Annotated in this window: 18 protein-coding genes; all 18 read left to right on the top strand. The window is 68.5% G+C overall.

Annotated elements, in window-relative coordinates:
- Positions 1-2: 2 nt before the first annotated feature.
- The 18 genes from ftsL (at position 3) to EV380_RS03335 (ending at position 19471) form a co-directional block, all read left to right on the top strand.
- Entirely contained in the window at positions 3-809 is an 807-nt protein-coding gene (gene ftsL / locus EV380_RS03250) for a cell division protein FtsL (protein ID WP_130449318.1), read from the top strand.
- A 49-nt stretch (positions 810-858) separates the two neighbouring features.
- Positions 859-2727 (top strand): peptidoglycan D,D-transpeptidase FtsI family protein, encoded by a 1869-nt coding sequence (locus EV380_RS03255; protein ID WP_130449320.1) that lies wholly within the window; start codon positions 859-861, stop codon positions 2725-2727.
- A gap of 3 nt (positions 2728-2730) precedes the next feature.
- Positions 2731-4380, top strand: a complete 1650-nt coding sequence (locus EV380_RS03260) for a UDP-N-acetylmuramoyl-L-alanyl-D-glutamate--2,6-diaminopimelate ligase (RefSeq protein WP_242607488.1) — start codon at positions 2731-2733, stop codon at positions 4378-4380.
- Between the two features lie 2 nt (positions 4381-4382).
- Positions 4383-5855: a UDP-N-acetylmuramoyl-tripeptide--D-alanyl-D-alanine ligase gene (locus EV380_RS03265; protein WP_130449322.1), complete on the top strand. Its 1473-nt coding sequence runs from the start codon at positions 4383-4385 to the stop codon at positions 5853-5855.
- Complete coding sequence (gene mraY / locus EV380_RS03270; protein WP_102161640.1) at positions 5852-6961, top strand: phospho-N-acetylmuramoyl-pentapeptide-transferase; 1110 nt, start codon at positions 5852-5854, stop codon at positions 6959-6961. Before EV380_RS03265 ends, mraY begins: the two co-directional genes overlap by 4 nt.
- Entirely contained in the window at positions 6962-8482 is a 1521-nt protein-coding gene (gene murD, locus EV380_RS03275; RefSeq protein ID WP_102161638.1) for a UDP-N-acetylmuramoyl-L-alanine--D-glutamate ligase, read from the top strand.
- A 34-nt stretch (positions 8483-8516) separates the two neighbouring features.
- Positions 8517-9719 carry a putative lipid II flippase FtsW gene (ftsW, locus tag EV380_RS03280; protein ID WP_130449324.1) on the top strand — a complete coding sequence of 401 codons (1203 nt, stop codon included), beginning with the start codon at positions 8517-8519 and terminating at the stop codon, positions 9717-9719.
- Positions 9716-10819 carry an undecaprenyldiphospho-muramoylpentapeptide beta-N-acetylglucosaminyltransferase gene (murG, locus tag EV380_RS03285; protein WP_130449326.1) on the top strand — a complete coding sequence of 368 codons (1104 nt, stop codon included), beginning with the start codon at positions 9716-9718 and terminating at the stop codon, positions 10817-10819. Before ftsW ends, murG begins: the two co-directional genes overlap by 4 nt.
- A 47-nt stretch (positions 10820-10866) precedes the next feature.
- A complete protein-coding gene (gene murC, locus EV380_RS03290) occupies positions 10867-12285 on the top strand; it encodes a UDP-N-acetylmuramate--L-alanine ligase (RefSeq protein WP_130449328.1) in 1419 nt (472 codons plus the stop codon).
- 2 nt (positions 12286-12287) lie between these two features.
- The gene (locus EV380_RS03295; RefSeq protein ID WP_130449330.1) at positions 12288-13025 is read left to right on the top strand and encodes a cell division protein FtsQ/DivIB; all 738 of its coding nucleotides are present in this window, start codon (positions 12288-12290) and stop codon (positions 13023-13025) included.
- 164 nt (positions 13026-13189) lie between these two features.
- The gene (gene ftsZ, locus EV380_RS03300; protein ID WP_102161629.1) at positions 13190-14470 is read left to right on the top strand and encodes a cell division protein FtsZ; all 1281 of its coding nucleotides are present in this window, start codon (positions 13190-13192) and stop codon (positions 14468-14470) included.
- Between the two features lie 88 nt (positions 14471-14558).
- A complete protein-coding gene (gene pgeF, locus EV380_RS03305; protein ID WP_130449332.1) occupies positions 14559-15305 on the top strand; it encodes a peptidoglycan editing factor PgeF in 747 nt (248 codons plus the stop codon).
- The gene (locus EV380_RS03310; RefSeq protein ID WP_130449334.1) at positions 15302-16096 is read left to right on the top strand and encodes a YggS family pyridoxal phosphate enzyme; all 795 of its coding nucleotides are present in this window, start codon (positions 15302-15304) and stop codon (positions 16094-16096) included. Before pgeF ends, EV380_RS03310 begins: the two co-directional genes overlap by 4 nt.
- A 68-nt stretch (positions 16097-16164) precedes the next feature.
- A complete protein-coding gene (locus EV380_RS03315) occupies positions 16165-16704 on the top strand; it encodes a cell division protein SepF (RefSeq protein ID WP_102161623.1) in 540 nt (179 codons plus the stop codon).
- Between the two features lie 15 nt (positions 16705-16719).
- Entirely contained in the window at positions 16720-17010 is a 291-nt protein-coding gene (locus tag EV380_RS03320) for a YggT family protein (protein WP_102161620.1), read from the top strand.
- Between the two features lie 166 nt (positions 17011-17176).
- Positions 17177-17893 (top strand): DivIVA domain-containing protein, encoded by a 717-nt coding sequence (locus EV380_RS03325; protein ID WP_102161618.1) that lies wholly within the window; start codon positions 17177-17179, stop codon positions 17891-17893.
- Between the two features lie 156 nt (positions 17894-18049).
- On the top strand, positions 18050-18547 hold the full coding sequence (gene lspA / locus EV380_RS03330; protein WP_102161616.1) for a signal peptidase II: 498 nt from the start codon (positions 18050-18052) through the stop codon (positions 18545-18547).
- Positions 18548-19471: an RluA family pseudouridine synthase gene (locus EV380_RS03335; RefSeq protein WP_130449336.1), complete on the top strand. Its 924-nt coding sequence runs from the start codon at positions 18548-18550 to the stop codon at positions 19469-19471.
- Positions 19472-19546: the final 75 nt, after the last annotated feature.

Genomic DNA, 19546 nt, shown 5'->3' on the forward strand with positions numbered 1-19546 from the left:
ACATGCGCGCACCAGCCACCATCCGCCGTGACGGGCGGGCCTCCAGCACCCGGGTCAGCATGAACTCCGCACCGAACTACGCCGGAAGCGTCGATGGTGCGACCGCGCGCGTGCTCGTTCCGGAAGCGGCGCCGCCGGCGCCAAAGCCGACCGAAGGCGAGGGGCGCCGTCGCACCGCGCTTTCGATCGTTCCGGCCGGCGACAAAAGCCGGCGCCTCCCGTTCCTTATTCTCTGCGTGACGTTCCTCGTGGCGGCCCTGACCTCCGTGCTGCTGCTGAACATCCAGGTCTCCAGCGGCCAGTACGAACTCGTCAAGCTGCGCTCGACCGAACGTACCCTGACGCAGGAGAACGAGGCCCTGAACCAGAAGGTGCAGTACCTCGAAGCCCCCCAGAATGTGGCGGCGAAGGCCGCCGACCTCGGTATGGTTCCGTCCGGACACGTGGCGTCCGTCAATATCGAGACCAGAGAAGTCTCAGGTGTCGCTACGCCGGCCGAGAAGGGGGACGCAGTAACGTCACTCGTGAACAAGCCGCCGGCGCCGATCGAGGCACCGGTGGCGAAGAAACCCGAATCCGCGGGCGCCGCCGGCGGCGAGCAGAAGGCAGCCGAAACGCCTGCGAAGAAGGTCGACGAGCCGGCGCAGCAGGCAGCGGCTCCGCAGACTCAGGCCGACGACAAGCAGGCATCCGCTGGAAACGCCGGCGGCGGGGCTCCAGCAACAGCTGACGGGGAACGCCCGGAATTCTCAGAGGCGGAGCTCAACGGCGGAACCATTCCGGCCCCGTCTCTGCAGTCCGGGGAGTAGAGGCGGCTCAGCGCGCGGAAGACGACAAGAGAAGGCGGGAACAGCAGCCATGGCGGGGAGAAAGTATGGAACGGGGCGCGTCGGGCGCAACGGCCTGAAAGGTCAAACCGACGAGACCGTGGCGCATCGTCGCCTCCGCGTCGGCCTCACTGCGTGCCTCGTATTGCTGCTCCTGCTGACCGGCCGGCTCTTCTTCGTCCAGGGGCTAGACCCCGAGGCAATCGCCCAGGAAGCGACGAACAACCGGACCCGCACCGCACTCATCGCGCCGACGCGCGGTGACATCGTCGACTCCGAGGGACGGGTGCTCGCCACCTCCGTGATTCGCTACGACCTCGTCGTCGACCAGAAATGGTACGAGGACGAGTTCCAGCGCCGGAATCCGGAGACCGGGGATCGCGAGGACGTCACGATGGCGGAGACCATCGAGGCCCTCAGCGGTATCGTCGGCGTGAGCGAAGAGACTCTCACCGCCTCGCTCGTGCCGGAGGACCCCGAGAAGCCCAAGCGCTACTCGGTGGTCGCGAAGGGCGTGACCCCCGAGGTCAGGAACGCGGTGGTCGAGCTGGGAATCCCGGGCTTGGTCACTGAGCAGCGCAGCGATCGACAGTACCCCAACGGCTCCGTCGCCGGCCCGCTGCTCGGCTTCCTGAGTGCGGCCGAACAGAGCAAGGCAGGCCAGGACAAGGGCGCCGAGGGGCTCGAATTGAGTCAGGAGGAGCACCTCGCGGGCACTCCGGGCGAGCGCACCTTCGAGGTCGGAGCCGACGGCGTGCGCATCCCGACGGCGGCCTATTCGGAGACGCCCGCGATCGACGGCCAGGACGTGAAGCTGGCCCTCAACAGCGATATCCAGTGGGCCGCCCAGAACGCGGTGATGGCCAAGCAGGAGCAGTTCAACCCCGATTTCGTGGTCGCCGTCGTCATCGACATCAAGTCCGGGAAAATCCTCGCGATCGCGGACTCGCACTCCGTCGACCCGAACGATCCCGCCGCCAGCGACGCGAAGTACCGCACCTCCACCGCGCTGACGCAGGCTTTCGAGCCGGGGTCCACGGGGAAGCTCGCGACGTTCGCCGCCGCGCTCGACGCCGGCGTCGTCTCGCCGCTGGAGGAGTTCAAGGTCGCCAACTCCTACACGACCCAGAACGAGAAGATCAACGACTCGCTCAAGCACGCCACCTACCCGATGACGGCTGCCGGCATCTTCGCCCGTTCCTACAACACCGGCACGGTGATGATCGGCGAACGCCTCTCCAACGAGGACCGCTACGATTTCTTCCGGAAGTTCGGCATCGGCGACACGATCGACATCGGGCTGCCGGTGAGCCCCGGCATCTTCGCGGAGCCCTCGGTCTGGGATCGACGCCAGCAGTTCACGACGATGTTCGGCCAGGCGTACACGCAGACGGTGCTGCACACCGCGATGCAGTTCCAGGGGATCGCCAACGGCGGCCTGATGATCGAACCGCAGCTCATCGATTCGTACATCGATGCCGACGGGACGGAGCACCCGGTCCCCGAGAACAAGCCGGAACGCGTCGTCTCCGAGGAGACCTCGGACACCATGCTGCGCATGATGGAGACCGTCGTCGAGTCGGGCACGGCCCAGGGTGCCAAGATCGATGGCTATCGCGTCGGCGGCAAGACGGGCACCGGCCAGGCGGCCGGCCCGTCGGGCGGCTACGACGGCCACACGAGCTCGTTCGCCGGTGTCGCGCCGCTCGAGGACCCGCAGTACGTCGTCGCCGTCTCGATGCACCGGCCCAAGGGCAACTGGAGGGACTGGCACGTCACCGATACCTTTAAGACCATCATGGAGCAGACCCTGAACACCTATGAAGTCCCGCCGTCGGACGGCAAGCCCGACCCGTACAACGTCTTCGTCGGAGACCGGCAGAAATACGGCTGGGAGTAAGGCGTGGGGACCGACCAGCAGGAGGCCGAGCGGCCATTCCGCCCGGCCCACCAGGAGCCAGTCGCGCTCGCGGAGATCGCCGCCGCCGCGGGGATGATCGTCGACGACGTCGCCGGAGTTGCGGTGACGGGCGTCTGCCTCGACTCGCGCGCCGTACTGCCCGGCGACCTGTACGTGGCGCTTCCCGGCGCGCGCGTGCACGGGGCCCGTTTCTCCGCGCAGGCAGCCGCAAATGGTGCCGCCGCGATTCTGACGGACGACGCCGGTGCGGTCCTCGCCGCCGAGGCGGGCCTGCCCGTGCTCAGGACGACGGCGGTGCGCCCCGTGATCGGCGCCGTCGCCGCCCGTGTCTACGGGACGCGCGCGGAGGCCCCCGCTCTGTTCGGAGTGACCGGCACCAACGGCAAGACGACCACGACCTACTTCCTGCGCTCACTGCTGCGTGCTCTCGGCCACCAGACGGGGCTGATCGGCACCATCGAGATCGTCGCCGGCACGACGCCCATCCCGTCCGTGCTCACGACGCCCGAAGCCCCGCAGCTGCACGCGCTGATGGCCCGGATGCGCGAATCCGGGATCACCGCAGCCGCGATGGAGGTCTCCTCGCACTCTCTGGACTTCGAGCGCGTCGCGGGCTTGATGTATCTGGTCGCCGGGTTCACGAATCTGACCCAGGACCACCTCGACCTGCACGGGACGATGGAGGACTACTTCGCCTCGAAAGCCGGCCTCTTCAACGCCGCCACGAGCCGGCACGCCGTCGTCACCGTGGACGACGAGTGGGGAGCCCGACTCGCCGCCGAGCGCAGGGCGGCCGGCGCTCCGACGCTGAGCCTGGCCACGGCCGGCGGCACGGACGCGGACTGGCGCGTCGAGAACGTCCGCCCGGACGGGCTGGGCCATGCCTTCGACCTGCACGGTCCCGACGGAGCGACCCTGCGTGCTGGCACCGGGCTGCCAGGGCTCTTCAACGTCTCCAATGCCGCTTTGGCCGTGGTGATGCTCGCGGCCTCCGGCGTGGAGATCCCCACCTTGCAGGAGGCCCTCGAGGCCGGCGACCCGCTCACCGTCGAGGTCCCCGGCCGGATGCAGGTCATCGCCACCCGGCCCGCCGCCGTCGTCGACTTCGCCCACAACGCAGACGCCCTCGAGCGCGCCATCGACGCCGTGCGGCCGGCGTCGGGCGACGGGCGCGTCATCGTCGTCTTCGGGGCCACGGGGGACCGCGATGCGACCAAACGCCCCATCATGGGCGCTGTCGCCGCACGGCACGGCGACGTCGTCGTCGTCACGGACGATGACCCGCACGGCGAGGAGGCCTCCGGAATCAGAGCCGCCGTGATCGCCGGCGCCAGGGACGCCGTCCGCGCGGAGGGGCTGGCCGCCGAGGTCGTGGAGTCCGCCCCTCGGGCGGACGCGATCGCGGAGGCCGTGCGCCTGGCGCGCCCCCAGGACACGATCCTCATCGCGGGCCGCGGACACGAGACGGTCCAGGAGATCGCCGGCGTCGACCACGCGCTCGATGACCGGGTAGAACTGCGTCGGGCGCTGGCTGACGCCGGCTACGACGTGCTCGTCCCCGAGCGCATCGAGAGCGGCACCACACCAGACCAGTTCCGGGGTCCGTCCCCCGAGGGAGTAAAGTCCTCATAGCCATGATTGAACTCAACACTGCCCAGATCGCCGAGATCACCGGCGGTCGCCTGAGCGCGTCCGCCGCCGCTGAGACGCGCATCCTCGGCGTCGATACGGACTCGCGGGAGATCCAGCCGGGGTGGCTTTTCGTCGCCAAGCCCGGAGAGTTCTCCGACGGCCACCACTTCCTCGACGCGGCCTTCGCCGCCGGCGCGGTCCTGGCTCTGACCGAGCGCACGACCCGTGACGCCGACGGCAAAGAGCACCCCGCCGTGATCGTCGACGACGCCGTGGAGGCGATGGGGGCCATCGCCGCCCACCTGGTGGCCCGGCTCAAGGCCCGCGGCGCACGCGTCGTCGGCATCACCGGTTCCGCCGGCAAGACGACGACGAAGGACCTGCTCGCGTCGATCCTCGAGACGACGGGGGAGACGGTCGCCCCGATCGGCTCCTACAACGGCGAAGTCGGGGTGCCGCTGACGGTCTTCCGCGCGACAGAGGACACCAGAAACCTCGTGATCGAGATGGGCGCGACCGGCGTCGGGCACATCACCTACCTCACGGACATGGTGCACCCGGACACCGGGGTCGTCCTCTGCGTCGGCAGCGCCCACGCTGGCGAGTTCGGCGGCGTCGAGAACATCGAACAGGCCAAAGGCGAACTTGTCGAGGCACTCGGCGCCGACGGCACCGCGATCATCAACCTCGACGACGCGCGGGTCGCCCGCATGCGCGAGCGCACTGCGGCAAAGGTCATCGGCTTCGGCATCGACGCGGAATCCGTCGACGGCATCGACATCGTCACCGCGCGCAACGTCGAGGTCACCGCGGCCGGTCAGCCGGCGTTCGACATCGTTTTCCCTGACGGCCGCGCGTTCCCGCTCGCGAGCGGCCTCATCGGCCGCCACCACGTCTACAACGTCCTGGCCGCCGCTGCTGCTGCCTACGCGATCGGGGTAGACGCCGAGACGATCGTCGCGCAGCTCGCCGGGCGCGGGCCACGCAGCCGCTGGCGCATGGAGCGCACCGAACGCGCCGACGGCGTGAGCGTCATCAACGACGCCTACAACGCCAACCCTGAGTCGATGCGCGCCGCACTCCAGACCCTCGCGGAGCTCGGAGTGCCCGACGACACCGGCACAGCCCGCAGGACGTGGGCCGTCATCGGCCCCATGCTGGAACTCGGCGAAGACTCGGTGCTCGAGCACGACATTCTCGGCCGTCAGGCCGTGCGCCTGAACATCAAGAAGCTCGTCGTCGTGGGTTCGGAGGCCAAACCCGCCTACAACTCCGCGGTGCTCGAGGGCAGCTGGGGAGACGAGGCCCACTACGTCGAGACGGTCGAGGAAGCCGAGGTGCTGCTCGCCGAACAGCTCGCCAGCGGAGATATCGTCTTGTTCAAATCATCCAATTCGGCCGGACTGCGGCACCTGGGTGACCGCATCGCACAATCGGCGACCGCAGCCACCGCCCCAGAGGAGACCATTCGATGATCGCACTGCTGATGGGCGCCAGCCTGGCCTTGATTCTCACGTTCGTCGGCACACCGCTGCTGATCAAACTGCTGGTCTACAAGCGGTACGGCCAGTTCGTGCGCGACGACGGCCCGACGTCGCACCACACCAAGCGCGGCACACCGACGATGGGCGGGGCGATGATCGTGCTCGCCGTCGTGCTCTCGTACTTCATCACCCACGGGATCCGCGCCCTCACGAGTGATCACGCGACGGGGCCGACGACGTCGGGCCTGCTGCTGATGTTCCTCATGGTCGGTATGGGACTCGTCGGGTTCGTCGACGATTTCATCAAGATCTCCAAGCAGCGCAGTCTCGGCCTGCGCGCGTGGGAGAAGATCCTGGGACAGGCCGTCGTCGGCATCGGCTTCGCCCTGCTCGCCCTGCAGTTCCCCAACGAGAAGGGGCTGACCCCGGCGTCGACCCAGATCTCCTTCATCCGCGACATCCCGTGGCTCGATTTCGCGTTCTTCGGACCGATCATCGGCGCGATCCTCTTCGTCATCTGGTCGAACCTCATCGTCACCGCCACCACCAACGGCGTCAACGTCACCGACGGGCTCGACGGTCTGGCCGCCGGCGCGTCCATCATGGTCTTCGGCGCGTACACGCTCATGGGCATCTGGCAGTACAACCAGTCCTGCGGCTCCTCCCGGGCGATCGGCTCGGTCTGCTACGAGGTCCGCGACCCGATGGATCTGGCCCTGCTCGGCGCGATCCTGTGCGGCGCGCTCATCGGCTTCCTCTGGTGGAACACGTCGCCGGCCCACATCTTCATGGGCGACACCGGCTCGCTCGCCATCGGCGGCGCCCTCGCCGCGTTCGCGATCCTCTCGCGCACCGAGTTGCTGCTGGTCGTCCTGGCCGGACTGTTCGTGCTCATCACGCTCTCGGTCATCATCCAGGTCGGCTACTTCAAGCTCTCCGGCGGCAAGCGCGTCTTCCTGATGGCGCCGCTGCAGCACCACTTCGAGCTCAAGGGCTGGGCGGAGGTCACCGTCGTCGTCCGCTTCTGGATCCTCGCCGGACTCTTCGTCGCCGCGGGCCTGGGCATCTTCTACGCCGAATGGGTGGTGGGACTCTAGATGGCGGACCCGAACCGACTCAACGGCTGGGACGCCGACTGGTCCGGCCTGCGCGTCGTGGTGACCGGGCTGGGTCTCAGCGGGTTCTCCGCTGCCGACACGCTCATCGAACTCGGCGCGCGCGTCGTCGTCGTCGACGGCAACGATTCGGAGGAGAACCGCCAGCGGGCCGACACCCTGCGCATCGTCGGCGCCGCCGACATCCTGCTCGGCGCCGGCCAGCAGGACCAGCTGCCGCTCATCGACGGTGAGGCGCCCGAGCTCGTCGTGACGTCGCCGGGGTGGAACCCGCGTCAGCCGCTCATCGCCGCCGCGACGGACGCCGGGATTCCCGTCTGGGGCGACGTCGAGCTCGCCTGGAGGGTGCGCGAGCGCGAAGGCCGCCGGACCGCCGAGTGGCTCGTGCTGACGGGGACCAACGGGAAGACGACGACGGTCTCGATGGCCGAGTCGATGCTGCGGGCCGCGGGCCTGCGCGCGCTGGCCGTCGGCAATGTCGGAACGCCGATCCTCGACGCGATCCGCGACCCGCAGGGTTTCGACGTGCTCGTCGTGGAGCTCTCCAGCTTCCAGCTGCACTACACCTACACGATGTCGCCGCTGGCCTCCGCCGTCCTGAACATCGCCGAGGACCACGTCGACTGGCACGGCTCGTTCGAGGAGTACCAGGCCGCGAAGGCCAGGATCTACGAGCGCACGCGCGTCGCCGCCGTCTTCAACGCCGACGCGCCCGTGACCATGCGGATGGTCGAGGACGCCGACGTCGTCGAGGGCTGCCGGGCCATCGGCTTCACCACGGGCGTGCCGGCGCGCAGCATGGTCGGGCTCGCCGAGGGGCTGCTCGTGGACCGCGCGTACCTCGAGGATCGGGCGAACTCCGCCATCGAGCTCGCGACCATCGACGACGTCGGCGAGGTCGCCGCACGACACAACGTCGCCAATGCGCTGGCCGCAGCCGCACTCGTCCGCGCCTACGGAGTGCCGGCCGACGCCGTCCGCGACGGCTTGCGGGCCTACCAACCCGGAGACCATCGGATCCAGGCCGTGGCCCGCCGCGACGACATCCTCTGGATCAACGACTCCAAAGCGACCAACCCGCACGCCGCGGCAGCGTCCCTGGGCTCCTTCCGCTCCGTGGTCTGGATCGCCGGGGGCCTGTCCAAGGGCGTCGAGTACGACGCGCTCGTCGCCGAGCACGCGGACCGCCTGCGCGCCGTCGTGCTGATCGGCGCGAATACCGATGATCTCGAGGCGGCGCTGCGAGAACACGCTCCCGATGTTCCCGTATTGCCGGCCTCCGTGAGAGACACTGGTGGTGCAGGACCGTCCGATGCGAGCACCGGCTCCGGGGTGCGAGTCATGGCCCAGGCCGTTGAACTCGCCGCCGAAGCGGCGCAGCCCGGGGACACGGTCCTCATGGCACCGGCCGCCGCGTCGATGGACCAGTTCGCGTCCTATGCGCAGCGGGGCAACGCTTTCATCGAGGCGGTGCGTGGTTTGATGGAACGGCCCGCGTCCTGACGGGGGCCACGAGGCGGAGTCGGAGGAACCCCACGTGAAGACCCGACGTGCCGGCGGCCTCACGCGCTTCTGGGGCCTGATCGAAGGCCAAGAGGGTGGCGGGCGCAACACCGGCTACTACATGATCCTGGGCAGTTCGCTCGCGCTGACCGCAATCGGACTGCTCATGGTCCTCTCTTCCTCGTCGGTCTCCGCGATCTCCAAGGAGTCCAGCTCCTACGGCCTGTTCATTCGCCAGGGCGTCTTCGCCCTCGTCGGCATCGCCCTGATGCTCGTCCTCGCCCGGATGCCCGTTCGCTTGTACCGACGCGCGGCCTGGCCGCTGCTGGGTCTTGCCCTCGTCCTGCTGCTCCTCGTACTCACACCCCTCGGCGTGACGGTCAACGGCAACCGCAACTGGATCGAACTCGGCGGTATCCGCGCGCAGCCCGCCGAGTCGGCCAAGCTCGCGATGGCGATCTGGGGCGCCCATGTACTCGCCACGAAGTCCCGGCTCGTCGGCGACTGGAAACACGCGCTCGTCCCGGTCGTCTTCCCCGGAGCGGCGCTCATCCTGTTGTTCGTCCTGCTCGGGCACGACGTCGGCACCCTGCTCGTGTTCGTACTCATTGTGGCCACGCTTCTCTTCCTGGGCGGGGCGCCCAAGCGCATCTTCGTCCTGGGCGGCCTGGCCGGCATCGTCGGCGTCATCGCCGTCTTCGCCTTCTCCGACAACCGCATGGGCCGGCTCAACGCGTGGCTTCAGATCGACTGCGAAGGCAACAGCGCCTGCTATCAGCCGATGCACGGTTTCTATGCGCTCGCCTCCGGCGGCTGGTGGGGCGTGGGCCTCGGCCAGTCCCGGCAGAAGTGGAACTACCTGCCCGAGGCGCAGACCGACTACATTCTGGCGATCATCGGCGAGGAGCTCGGGCTCGTGGGAGCCCTGGTGATCGTCGTGCTCTTCGCGGTGATGGCCATCGCGATGTACCGGGTGGCTTTCCAAAGCCATGACACGTTCGTTCGCGTCGCCACCGGCGGTATCATGGCGTGGTTCATCGGGCAGGCCTTCATCAACATGGGCATGGTCACCGGCCTGCTGCCGGTGATCGGCATTCCCCTTCCCTTCATCTCCTACGGCGGCAACGCGCTCGTCATCTGCCTCTGCGCAGTCGGCGTGGTGCTGGCCTTCGCACGGCAGAGCGCGAACAACGAACCCCCGAGCACGACACGACGAAAGACACACCAGAGCGCATGAACGCCATTTCGGTAGTCCTGGCCGGCGGCGGCACCGCCGGCCACATCTCGCCCCTGCTTGCGATCGCGGGCGCCCTTTCTGACGCCGACCCGACGACGAGGATCACCACCGTGGGCACGGCCTCCGGCATGGAGACGCGTCTCGTGCCCGCTGCCGGCTACACGCTCGAAACCATCGAGCGCGTCCCGATGCCGCGCCGCCCGTCGATGGCGCTCCTGAAGCTGCCGTTCCGGTTCGCCCGGGCCGTGCGGCATGCCGGCGAGATCATCGATGCGGCCGGTGCCGACGTCGTCGTGGGCGTGGGCGGGTACGTGTGCACGCCGGTTTACCTCGCGGCCAGACGGCGCGGAGTCCCCGTCGTCATCCATGAGGCCAACGCCCGCGCCGGTCTGGCCAACAAGGTCGGCGCCCGGTTCGCGGCCCGCGTGGCCGCGGCGTTCGCGGGCACCAACCTGCGCAACGCGCAGGTCGTGGGGATGCCGATGCGACGCGAAATCGCGCGGCTCGACCGCGACGCTGCGCGGCGGGAGGCCCGGCTCTCCCTCGGCCTCGACCCGGAGGCGACGACTCTGGTCGTGACGGGCGGATCCTCGGGCGCGGTCTCGCTGAACCAGGCTCTCGTCGGCGCGCTCGAGGCCATCGGAAATGCCGAACCGGCGATCCAGGTCCTGCATGTCACCGGCCGAGACAAGCAGATTCGCGGCGCCGACGGCGCCCCGTTGACAGCGCCGGGCTATGTGCAGGTCGAATACGTGGACGGCATGGAGCGCGCCTACGCGGCGGCCGACCTCATGGTCTGTCGTTCCGGCGCCGGTACCGTGTGCGAGCTGGCGGCCGTCGGTCTGCCCGCGGTCCTGGTCCCGCTGCCCATCGGCAATGGAGAGCAGCGCCACAACGGGCGTCCGCTCGTCGACGCCGGTGGTGCGATCATGGTCGACAACGCGGACTTCACGGCGGACTACGTGCGCGAAACCGTGCTGGAGCTACTCGCGGATGCCGACCGGCTCGAGCAGATGGGGCGGGCCGCCGCGGGACACGGCCGGCGCGACGCTGCGGAATCCGTGGCGCAGCTCGTCCTCGAAGCGGCCGCGGGCGCCTGAGCGCGGGAGTGACGATGGTGGAGATCAGGGAAGAAGAGAAGGACGCGATGACGCAGAACGTTGAACAGCCACGCCGTCTCGAGGATCTCGGGCGCGTGCACTTCCTGGGCCTCGGCGGGGTCGGGGTTTCCGCGGTGGCGCGCCTGATGCAGGCACGTGGTGCCACGATTTCGGGCACGGATGCGAAGGAGCTGCCGGTTCTGCGCGAGCTCGCCGGCGGCGGCGCGCGCGTGCACGTCGGGTACGCGGCCGAGAACCTCGGCGACGTCGACACCGTCGTCGCATCCTCGATCATCAAGGCCGGCAATCCCGAGTACGACGAGGCCGTGCGCCGCGGCGTGCGGATCCTGCACCGATCAGAGGGCCTCGCCGCGACGATGGAGGGTCACCGGGTCGTCACCGTCGCCGGAACTCACGGCAAGACCACGACGACGTCGCTCGTCGCCGTCATGCTGCGCGAGGCCGGTATGGCGCCGTCGTTCGCGATCGGCGCGAACGTCGGAGGCCTCGGCGTGAACGCCGAGCTCGGCGATGGCCGAATCTTCGTCGCCGAGGCCGACGAGTCCGACGGCTCGTTCATGAACTACGCACCGGACGTCGCCGTCGTCACGAATGTCGAGGCCGACCACCTCGACCACTACGGCACGGCCGAGGCCGTGCACGAGAGTTTCTACCGCTTCGTCTCCCTCCTGCCCGTCGGCGGGCTACTCATCGCCTGTGCCGACGACGACGGCGCCGCGGCCCTCGCCGCCCGCGTGCGCCGCGAACGTCCCGATGTCCGCGTGCAGACGTACGGCTTCGCCTCCGGCGCGGACTTCCGGCTCGCGGACGCCCACGCCGAGGGGCTGCGCTACGGCTGCGACCTCCACTTCGGCGACGGTGGATCCGCTCGGATGGACCTGGCCGTCCCGGGCGACCACAACCTGCTCAACGCCGCCGCGGCCTTCGCGGTCGGCGCAGAACTCGGCATGGAGCCGGCCCGGGCCGTGGCCGGGCTCGCCGCTTTCTCGGGGGCTGCGCGGCGATTCGAGTACCGCGGGGAGGCGTCCGGGGTCCGCGTCTACGACGACTACGCCCACCACCCCACGGAGGTCACCGCGGCGCTGCGGGCGGGGCGGGCCGTCGCGGACGGTCACCGCGTGCACGTTCTCTTCCAGCCGCACCTGTTCTCGCGGACGAAGGAATTCGCCGCTGATTTCGCCGCAGCGCTCTCCCTGGCCGATTCAGCCCATGTGCTCGAGATCTACCCGGCGCGCGAAGCGCCGATTGAGGGCGTGACGAGCGCCCTGGTGACCGCCGCGCTGGACACGGCGGGCGGCGCCGTCGCAGCGGAGGAGGCCGCCGCCCGGCTCGCCGAGGCCGCGGCACCGGGCGACATCGTCATGACGATCGGCGCCGGCGACGTCACGGAGTACGGCCCTCGGATCCTCGACTCGCTGCGCGCGACCGCGGCGCCGGCGGGGTAGCGGTGGGTGCCGAGCACAACGTCGTCGAATTCCCGCCGCAGCCCGGTCGGGTGTGGAAGAAGCGGCTGCTTGTCGGCGGTTCCGCGACCCTCGCCGTCGTGCTGGTTCTCATCGGCGTGCTGCTGTATTCGCCGCTGCTGGCGATCGAGCGGGTCGAGATCAGTGGCAACGAGCTGGCGCGTTCGGAGCACCTCGCCGAAGACCTGCGCGCCCTCGAAGGTGTCCCGTTGCCGCGCGTGGGCCCGGGAACGGTGCTCGAGCTGCTGCAGGATCAGCGTGCCGTCGAGGACGTCGTCATCCAGGCCGAAGCGCCCGATACGCTGCACGTGATCGTGACCGAGTACCAGCCGGTCGCCATGACGGGACGCAAGGGGGCGTACAAACTGGTCGCCGCGGACGGCCGCTATCTGAAGACCGTCGAGAACCGCGGGGACTTCGACCTCCCGCTCATCTCCGGGGTGTCGTCGAGCTCGAAGCCGGAGCTCTTCGAAACCATCACGTCGGTGCTGTCGTCCTTGCCGGAAGAGGTGCTCGCACAGCTGAAGTACGCCACAGCCAAGACGATCGACTCCGTCGAGCTCGAATTGACCACGGGCGAGAGGGTGCGCTGGGGGAGTGCGGAGAACAACGTCGAGAAGGCGAGCGTCCTGACGGCTCTGCTGGGTATCGAACCGCCTAAGAATCAGCCGGCGGTGAAGGTCTACGACGTCTCCAGCCCGGAGCGTCCGGTAACCCGTTGAGATCAGTGCTCCGACACGCGGCCCCGGTCGTTGCTTCGGGCCCGCAGGAACCATAGCGTCTACTTAGCAGCAGCTTGACATAACTATAACCCTCAACCTCAAGGTTAGGGTTGAACGTCGAACAGCACACCCGCACAGCACACACCGAGCAAGGGATACAGGACGTGGCAGCTCCCCAGAATTACCTCGCCGTCATCAAGGTCGTCGGCATCGGCGGTGGCGGCGTCAACGCCGTCAACCGGATGATCGAAGTCGGCCTCCGTGGCGTCGAATTCATTGCGATCAACACCGACGCGCAGGCGCTGCTGATGAGCGACGCCGACGTCAAGCTCGACGTCGGCCGCGAGCTCACCCGCGGCCTCGGCGCCGGTGCCAACCCAGAGGTGGGCCGCCAGGCCGCCGAGGACCACGCGGAGGAGATCGAAGAGGTCCTGCGCGGGGCCGACATGGTCTTCGTGACCGCAGGCGAGGGCGGCGGCACGGGTACCGGCGGCGCGCCCGTCGTCGCCCGCATCGCCCGTTCGCTCGGCGCGCTGACCATCGGCGTGGTGACGCGCCCGTTCACGTTCGAGGGTCGCCGTCGTGCGACCTCGGCCGAGGCCGGAATCGACGCCCTGCGCGACGAGGTCGACACGCTCATCGTCATCCCCAACGACCGACTGCTCTCCATCAGCGACCGCAACGTCTCGGTCCTGGACGCGTTCCGCTCGGCGGACCAGGTGCTGCTCTCCGGCGTGCAGGGCATCACGGACCTGATCACGACTCCGGGCCTGATCAACCTCGACTTCGCCGACGTGAAGTCCGTCATGCAGGGCGCCGGCTCCGCGCTGATGGGCATCGGTTCGGCACGAGGTGAGGATCGAGCGGTCAAGGCCGCCGAACTCGCCATCGCCTCGCCGCTGCTCGAGGCCTCGATCGACGGGGCGCACGGCGTCCTGCTGTCGATCCAGGGTGGTTCCGACCTCGGCCTCTTCGAGATCAACGAAGCGGCGCGCCTGGTGCAGGAGGTCGCCCACCCGGAGGCCAACATCATCTTCGGTGCGGTCATCGACGACGCGCTGGGAGACGAGGCGCGGGTGACCGTGATCGCCGCCGGATTCGACCAGGTGGACGTGACGAACGCCCCGGCGAACAGCCAGGGCTACGCGAACCCGCAGACGGTGGCCGCCCAGGCCGCGCCGGCCGCGGCCGCTAGTCAGGCGTCCTCCGTCCCGGGCACGATGCCGCTGAACTCGTCGTCGAACGGTCAGTCCGTACCGGGCACCATGCCGCTGAACCCGCCGGCGGCCACGTCTCCGGCACCCGCGTCGGCTCAGTCGGCCGCTGAGCCGGCTCAGGCCGAGGCGCGGCCCGCGCAGCAGTACGAGGACCTGCCGACGGTCGTCGACCAGGACCTCAGTGCGTCGGAGAGCGACGATCTGGACGTGCCCGACTTCCTGAAGTAAGAGCACGGACTGCCGCTGGCCGGCCGGGCACCGCCCGGTCGGCCAGCGGCGTTAAAGAAACCATCAACCTCGAAGGGCGAGGAGTCCCATGCCGCAGTACAGCCAGGCCGTCGACGGCGGCCTTGTCCGGGTGGCATTCACGACGCGCGAAGAGGGCAACCTGGCCCTGCACGTCGGCGACGATCCGGAGACGGTTGCCGCCCGCCGCGCCCGATTGGTCGCAGAGTTGGGGCTCCCGGCCGCCGCGCAGTTCATGGATCAAGTGCACTCGACCGTCGTCGCGCGCCTCGAGACGCCCGAGCGGCCCGGGCCCACGGCGGACGCGCTCGTCACGGCCGCGGCCGACCTCCCGCTGGCCGTCATGGTCGCGGACTGCCTGCCGGTGGTCTTCGCGGCCGTATCCGGGGAGAGCGTGGCCCTCGGTGCCGCCCACGCCGGGCGGCGGGGCCTGCTGGATGGGATCCTGCCCGAGACGGTCGACCGCCTGCGCGAAGCGGTGGACGCGGGCGCTGCCCCGGCGCGCCTGACCGCCTGGATCGGGCCGTCGATCTGCGGTCGCTGCTACGAGGTGCCCGCGTCGATGCGGGCCGATGCTGAACGCTTGCTGCCTGGCATCGGCAGCACCACGCGCGGCGGATCTGACGGCCTCGACCTCCCAGGGGCCGCGGCCCGGCAACTGCGCGCGCTGGGGGTCGACGTCGTCGCTTCGGGCGTGTGCACGCTCGAGGACGATCGTTTCTACTCGTACCGCCGCGACCCTGCCACGGGGCGGATCGCTGGCATCATCTGGAGGAGCGCCGGTGAGGGCGACGAGACGCGGAAGGACTCACGATGACTGAGCAGGAGAGCGAAACCCGGCGGGCGGACCTGAGCGAGCGGCTCGGGCGGGTCCGGCGTCGTATTGCGGAGGCGACGGCGGCGGCCGGGCGTAGCGAGGAACCCGAGCTGATCGTCGTGACCAAGTTCTTTCCGGCCGACGATGTCCGGCATCTGGCCGCGCTGGGGGTGCGGCAGGTCGGTGAGAACCGCGATCAGGAGGCTGGCGCGAAGGCCGAAGAGAGCACGGACCTGCCACTGCGCTGGCATTTCATCGGCCAGCTCCAGACGAACAAGGCCAAGTCGGTCGTCAAGTATGCCGACGTCGTCCAGTCCGTCGACCGGCCGCAGCTCGTCGCGGCGCTCGGGAAGGCCATGCGTCGCGAACACGAGCGGCGCGCCGAAAACGGACTGCCGGCCCGCGGTGCCCTGGAAGTCCTGGTTCAAGTTGACCTGCGTACGCCGGAGCAGGCAGCCGCCGATGAGCAGGATCGGCCGGAGCAGGGCAGGGCGGCGACGCTCGGCCGCGGGGGTGCATCGCCTGCCGACGTGGCCGCGCTCGCGTCCCTCATCGAGGCCGAGGAGCAGCTGACGCTGGGTGGTGTCATGGCTGTGGCGCCGCTGGGAAGCGATCCGGTCGCGGCGTTCGGCCGGCTCGTGGAGATCTCCCACGCATTGCAGCGTGAACACCCCGGAGCCGTCGTCGTCTCGGCGGGGATGAGTCAGGACCTCGAAGCGGCCGTTGCCGCCGGCGCGACACACCTGCGAATTGGCTCCGATGTGCTCGGGCCGCGGCCTGCGTTGCGGTAGCGTCAAATCAAGCGGATGAGCCAGCGAACGTGAGGCGCTGGGCCGCGCACGACTAAAAGGAGAAGACCATGGCTGGCGCACTGCGCAAGACGATGATCTACCTGGGGCTTGCTGACGGCGACGAGCACTACGACGACGATCAGCGTGTCGAGGCGGCCGAACGCCAAGACCGCGAGGACGTGCGCCGTGCCGAGCCGGCCCCGGCCAAGGAGGCGAAGCCCGCCCAGGCGGCGGTCAAGCCCGAAACGCAGGTGTCCGACAACGAATACCGGGCGCCGGTGACGCCCATCAAGCGCGCGGCTTCATCGAGGGACGAGGATTTCGAATTGCGCCAGATTACGACCGTTCACCCACGCTCGTACAACGATGCCAAGATCATCGGTGAGAGCTTCCGTGACGGGATCCCGGTGATCATGAACGTCACCGACATGGGGGAGGCTGAGGCCAAGCGACTCGTCGACTTCTCAGCAGGCATCGTCTTCGGTCTGCGCGGTACCATTGAGCGCGTCACCAATAAGGTGTTCCTTCTCTCTCCGGCTACCGTCGAGATCCTTGGCGAGGACAAGAAGGCCTCGGAGGAGCAGTCCGCCTTCTTCAACCAAAGCTAGCCCGAAAGTCGGTCCGTGGAACTACTGCTCGCTCTGGTCTACATCGTCCTGACTGTCTTTCAGGTCACGTTGATGATCAGGATTGTCTACGACGTCGTCCAGATGTTCGCCCACTCGTGGCGCCCGTCGGGCTTTGCGCTCGTCGTCGCATCATTCGTCTACCGCTTGACGGACCCGCCGATGCGCTGGCTGCGATCCAAGGTCAAGCCCCTAGACCTCGGGGGGATGCGCCTGGACCTGGCATTCCTCATCCTGTTCTTCGCGGTTGTCATCGCGAAACTGGTCGTTTCATCGATTGCTCACTAGTGCAAAGATGCTCATAAAAAATGGCCAATATTTAGTCGAACCGCCAAGACCGTTATAGTCTTGTAAACGAAGTGCCCCGGAGCCCAGCTTCCGGAGCAACGCATGTGACAAGCCGCCCGGCAGGAAACACTGCCGCCGGGAGAGACCTAAGTATTGAGGTGACCAGATGGCGCTCACGCCAGAAGACGTTGTCAACAAACGATTCCAGCCGACCAAGTTCCGTGAGGGCTACGATCAGGATGAGGTTGACGATTTTCTTGACGAGATCGTCGTCGAGCTGCGTCGCCTGAATCAGGAGAACGACGAGCTCCGTCGTCGCGTAGCCGAATTCGAGTCCGGCGATGGCGCCGAGACCGCAGCCGTTCCGGCGCCGGTCGCAGCCGCCCCGGCGGGCAAGGTCGAGGAAAAGACCGAGGACAAGCCGGAGGCCAAGGCCGACAAGAAGGCCGTGGTCGAGGAGAAGGCCGAGAAGCCTGCGGAGGCAGCGCCCGCCGCCGAGCCGAAGAAGACGGCTGCAGCAGCTCCTGCCGCACCGGCAGCTGCCGCTGCCCCGGCAGCAGGCTCTGCGGAGTCCGCCGCTGGTGTTCTCGCGATGGCTCAGCGCCTGCACGACGAGTACGTCAGCGAAGGCAGCCAGAAGCGCGACAAGATCATCGCCGAGGCCCAGACCCAGGCGAAGACCTTGGTCGCAGAGGCCGAGGAGAAGAGCCGTCAGACGCTGAATGCGCTCGAGGTCCAGAAGACCGAACTCGAGCAGAAGGTCGACTCGCTGCGCACCTTCGAGCGCGACTACCGCGGTCGCCTCAAGGCCTACATCGAGGGCCAGCTGCGCGAACTGGACGCGAAGGGTTCCTCCGCGCCGGACAAGGCGGAGAGCGCCTAACCTGCAACGAACACGATCGGCGGCCGGAACTACCGGCCGCCGATCGTGCGTTAAGCCACTGCGGCCGTGAGAGCCTCGCGCCGCACGTACTCGAGACTGGAGCCAGCCACCGTGGAAGCAGCACCCCGCACGAAACCACCGCGCCGACTCACCCTGATGGGTGTCGTCTTCGCTGTGGCCCTCGGGCTCGACCAGCTCACCAAATGGCTGGTGCAGTCGACGATGGAGCTTGGCGAGACGATCCCTGTCATCGATCCGATCCTCAGCTGGCACTACATCCTCAACCCGGGGGCCGCGTTTTCCATCGGGACGAACATCACGTGGGTTTTCACACTGTTTCAGGCGGCGGTCGTTGTCTACATCGCGGTGATCGCCTCCCGCGTCCGATACACCCCGTGGGCACTCGCGCTCGGCGGGGTTGCCGGCGGAGCCGCCGGAAACCTGGTTGACCGGCTCTTCCGGGAACCCTCGTTCGGGATGGGCCACGTCGTCGACTTCATCGCCGTTCCGAAGTTCGCGGTCTTCAATATCGCCGACTCCTTCGTGGTGTGCTCGATGATCGCCGCCTGTCTGCTGATCTTCCGCGGTGTCAACCTCGACGGCCGACGTCCAGACGCCGAAGAAGCGCGTTCGACCGACGACGAGGCGGCCTGAATGCCGGTACTGGAGGCCGCTGAGTACGACGAGGGAACCCGCGTGGACGCGTTCGTCGCCGACATGCTGGGGATCTCCCGCTCCCACGCAGCCCAGCTGTGCAAAGACGGGCATGTCCTCATCGGGGAGAAGAAAGCGGCGAAGTCGCGTCGACTCACGACGGGGGAGAGCGTGCACGTCACGGTTCCGGAGCGTCCGGACCCGTTGGAAGTGAAAGTTGAGGCCGTGGAAGCACTGAAAATCATCGCCGAGACCGACGACTACGTCGTCATCGACAAACCGGTCGGTGTCGCCGCGCATCCATCGCCCGGATGGGTCGGCCCCACCGTCGTCGGCGCCCTAGCCGCCGAGGGCTACCGGATCAGCACGTCCGGCGCGGCCGAGCGGCAGGGGATCGTCCACCGGCTCGACGTCGGCACGTCCGGCCTCATGGTCGTGGCCACGAGCGAGCGCGCCTACACGGCGCTCAAGCAGGCGTTCCGGGACCGGACGCCGAAGAAGGTCTACCACACGGTGGTCCAGGGGATCCCGGACCCGCTCAAGGGGACCATCGACGCGCCCATCGGTCGACACCCCGGCCACGACTGGAAGTTCGCCGTCATGGAGGACGGCCGCGACTCGATCACCCACTACGAGGTCATCGAGGCTTTCGGTCGTGCATCACTGACCGAGGTCCACCTCGAGACCGGCCGCACGCACCAGATCCGTGTGCACTTCTCGGCGCTGAAACACCCATGCGCCGGCGATCTGACCTACGGAGCGGACCCGAAGCTGGCCGCCGCACTCGGTTTGACCCGCCAGTGGCTGCACGCCCACCGGCTGGGGTTCCCGCACCCGGTTTCCGGCGAGTGGGTGGAGTACGTCAGCGACTATCCCGCGGACCTGCAGGGCGCGCTCGAGCTCCTCCGCGACGGACTGCACTAGAAACCGCCGCCCGGAACGACGGCGTTCGGTGCGGTTGGCGCGCCGGCTTCCCGGGCCCGGTGCGCAAACGTCCCC

Source organism: Zhihengliuella halotolerans (assembly GCF_004217565.1).
In the GTDB taxonomy this organism is placed as follows: domain Bacteria; phylum Actinomycetota; class Actinomycetes; order Actinomycetales; family Micrococcaceae; genus Zhihengliuella; species Zhihengliuella halotolerans.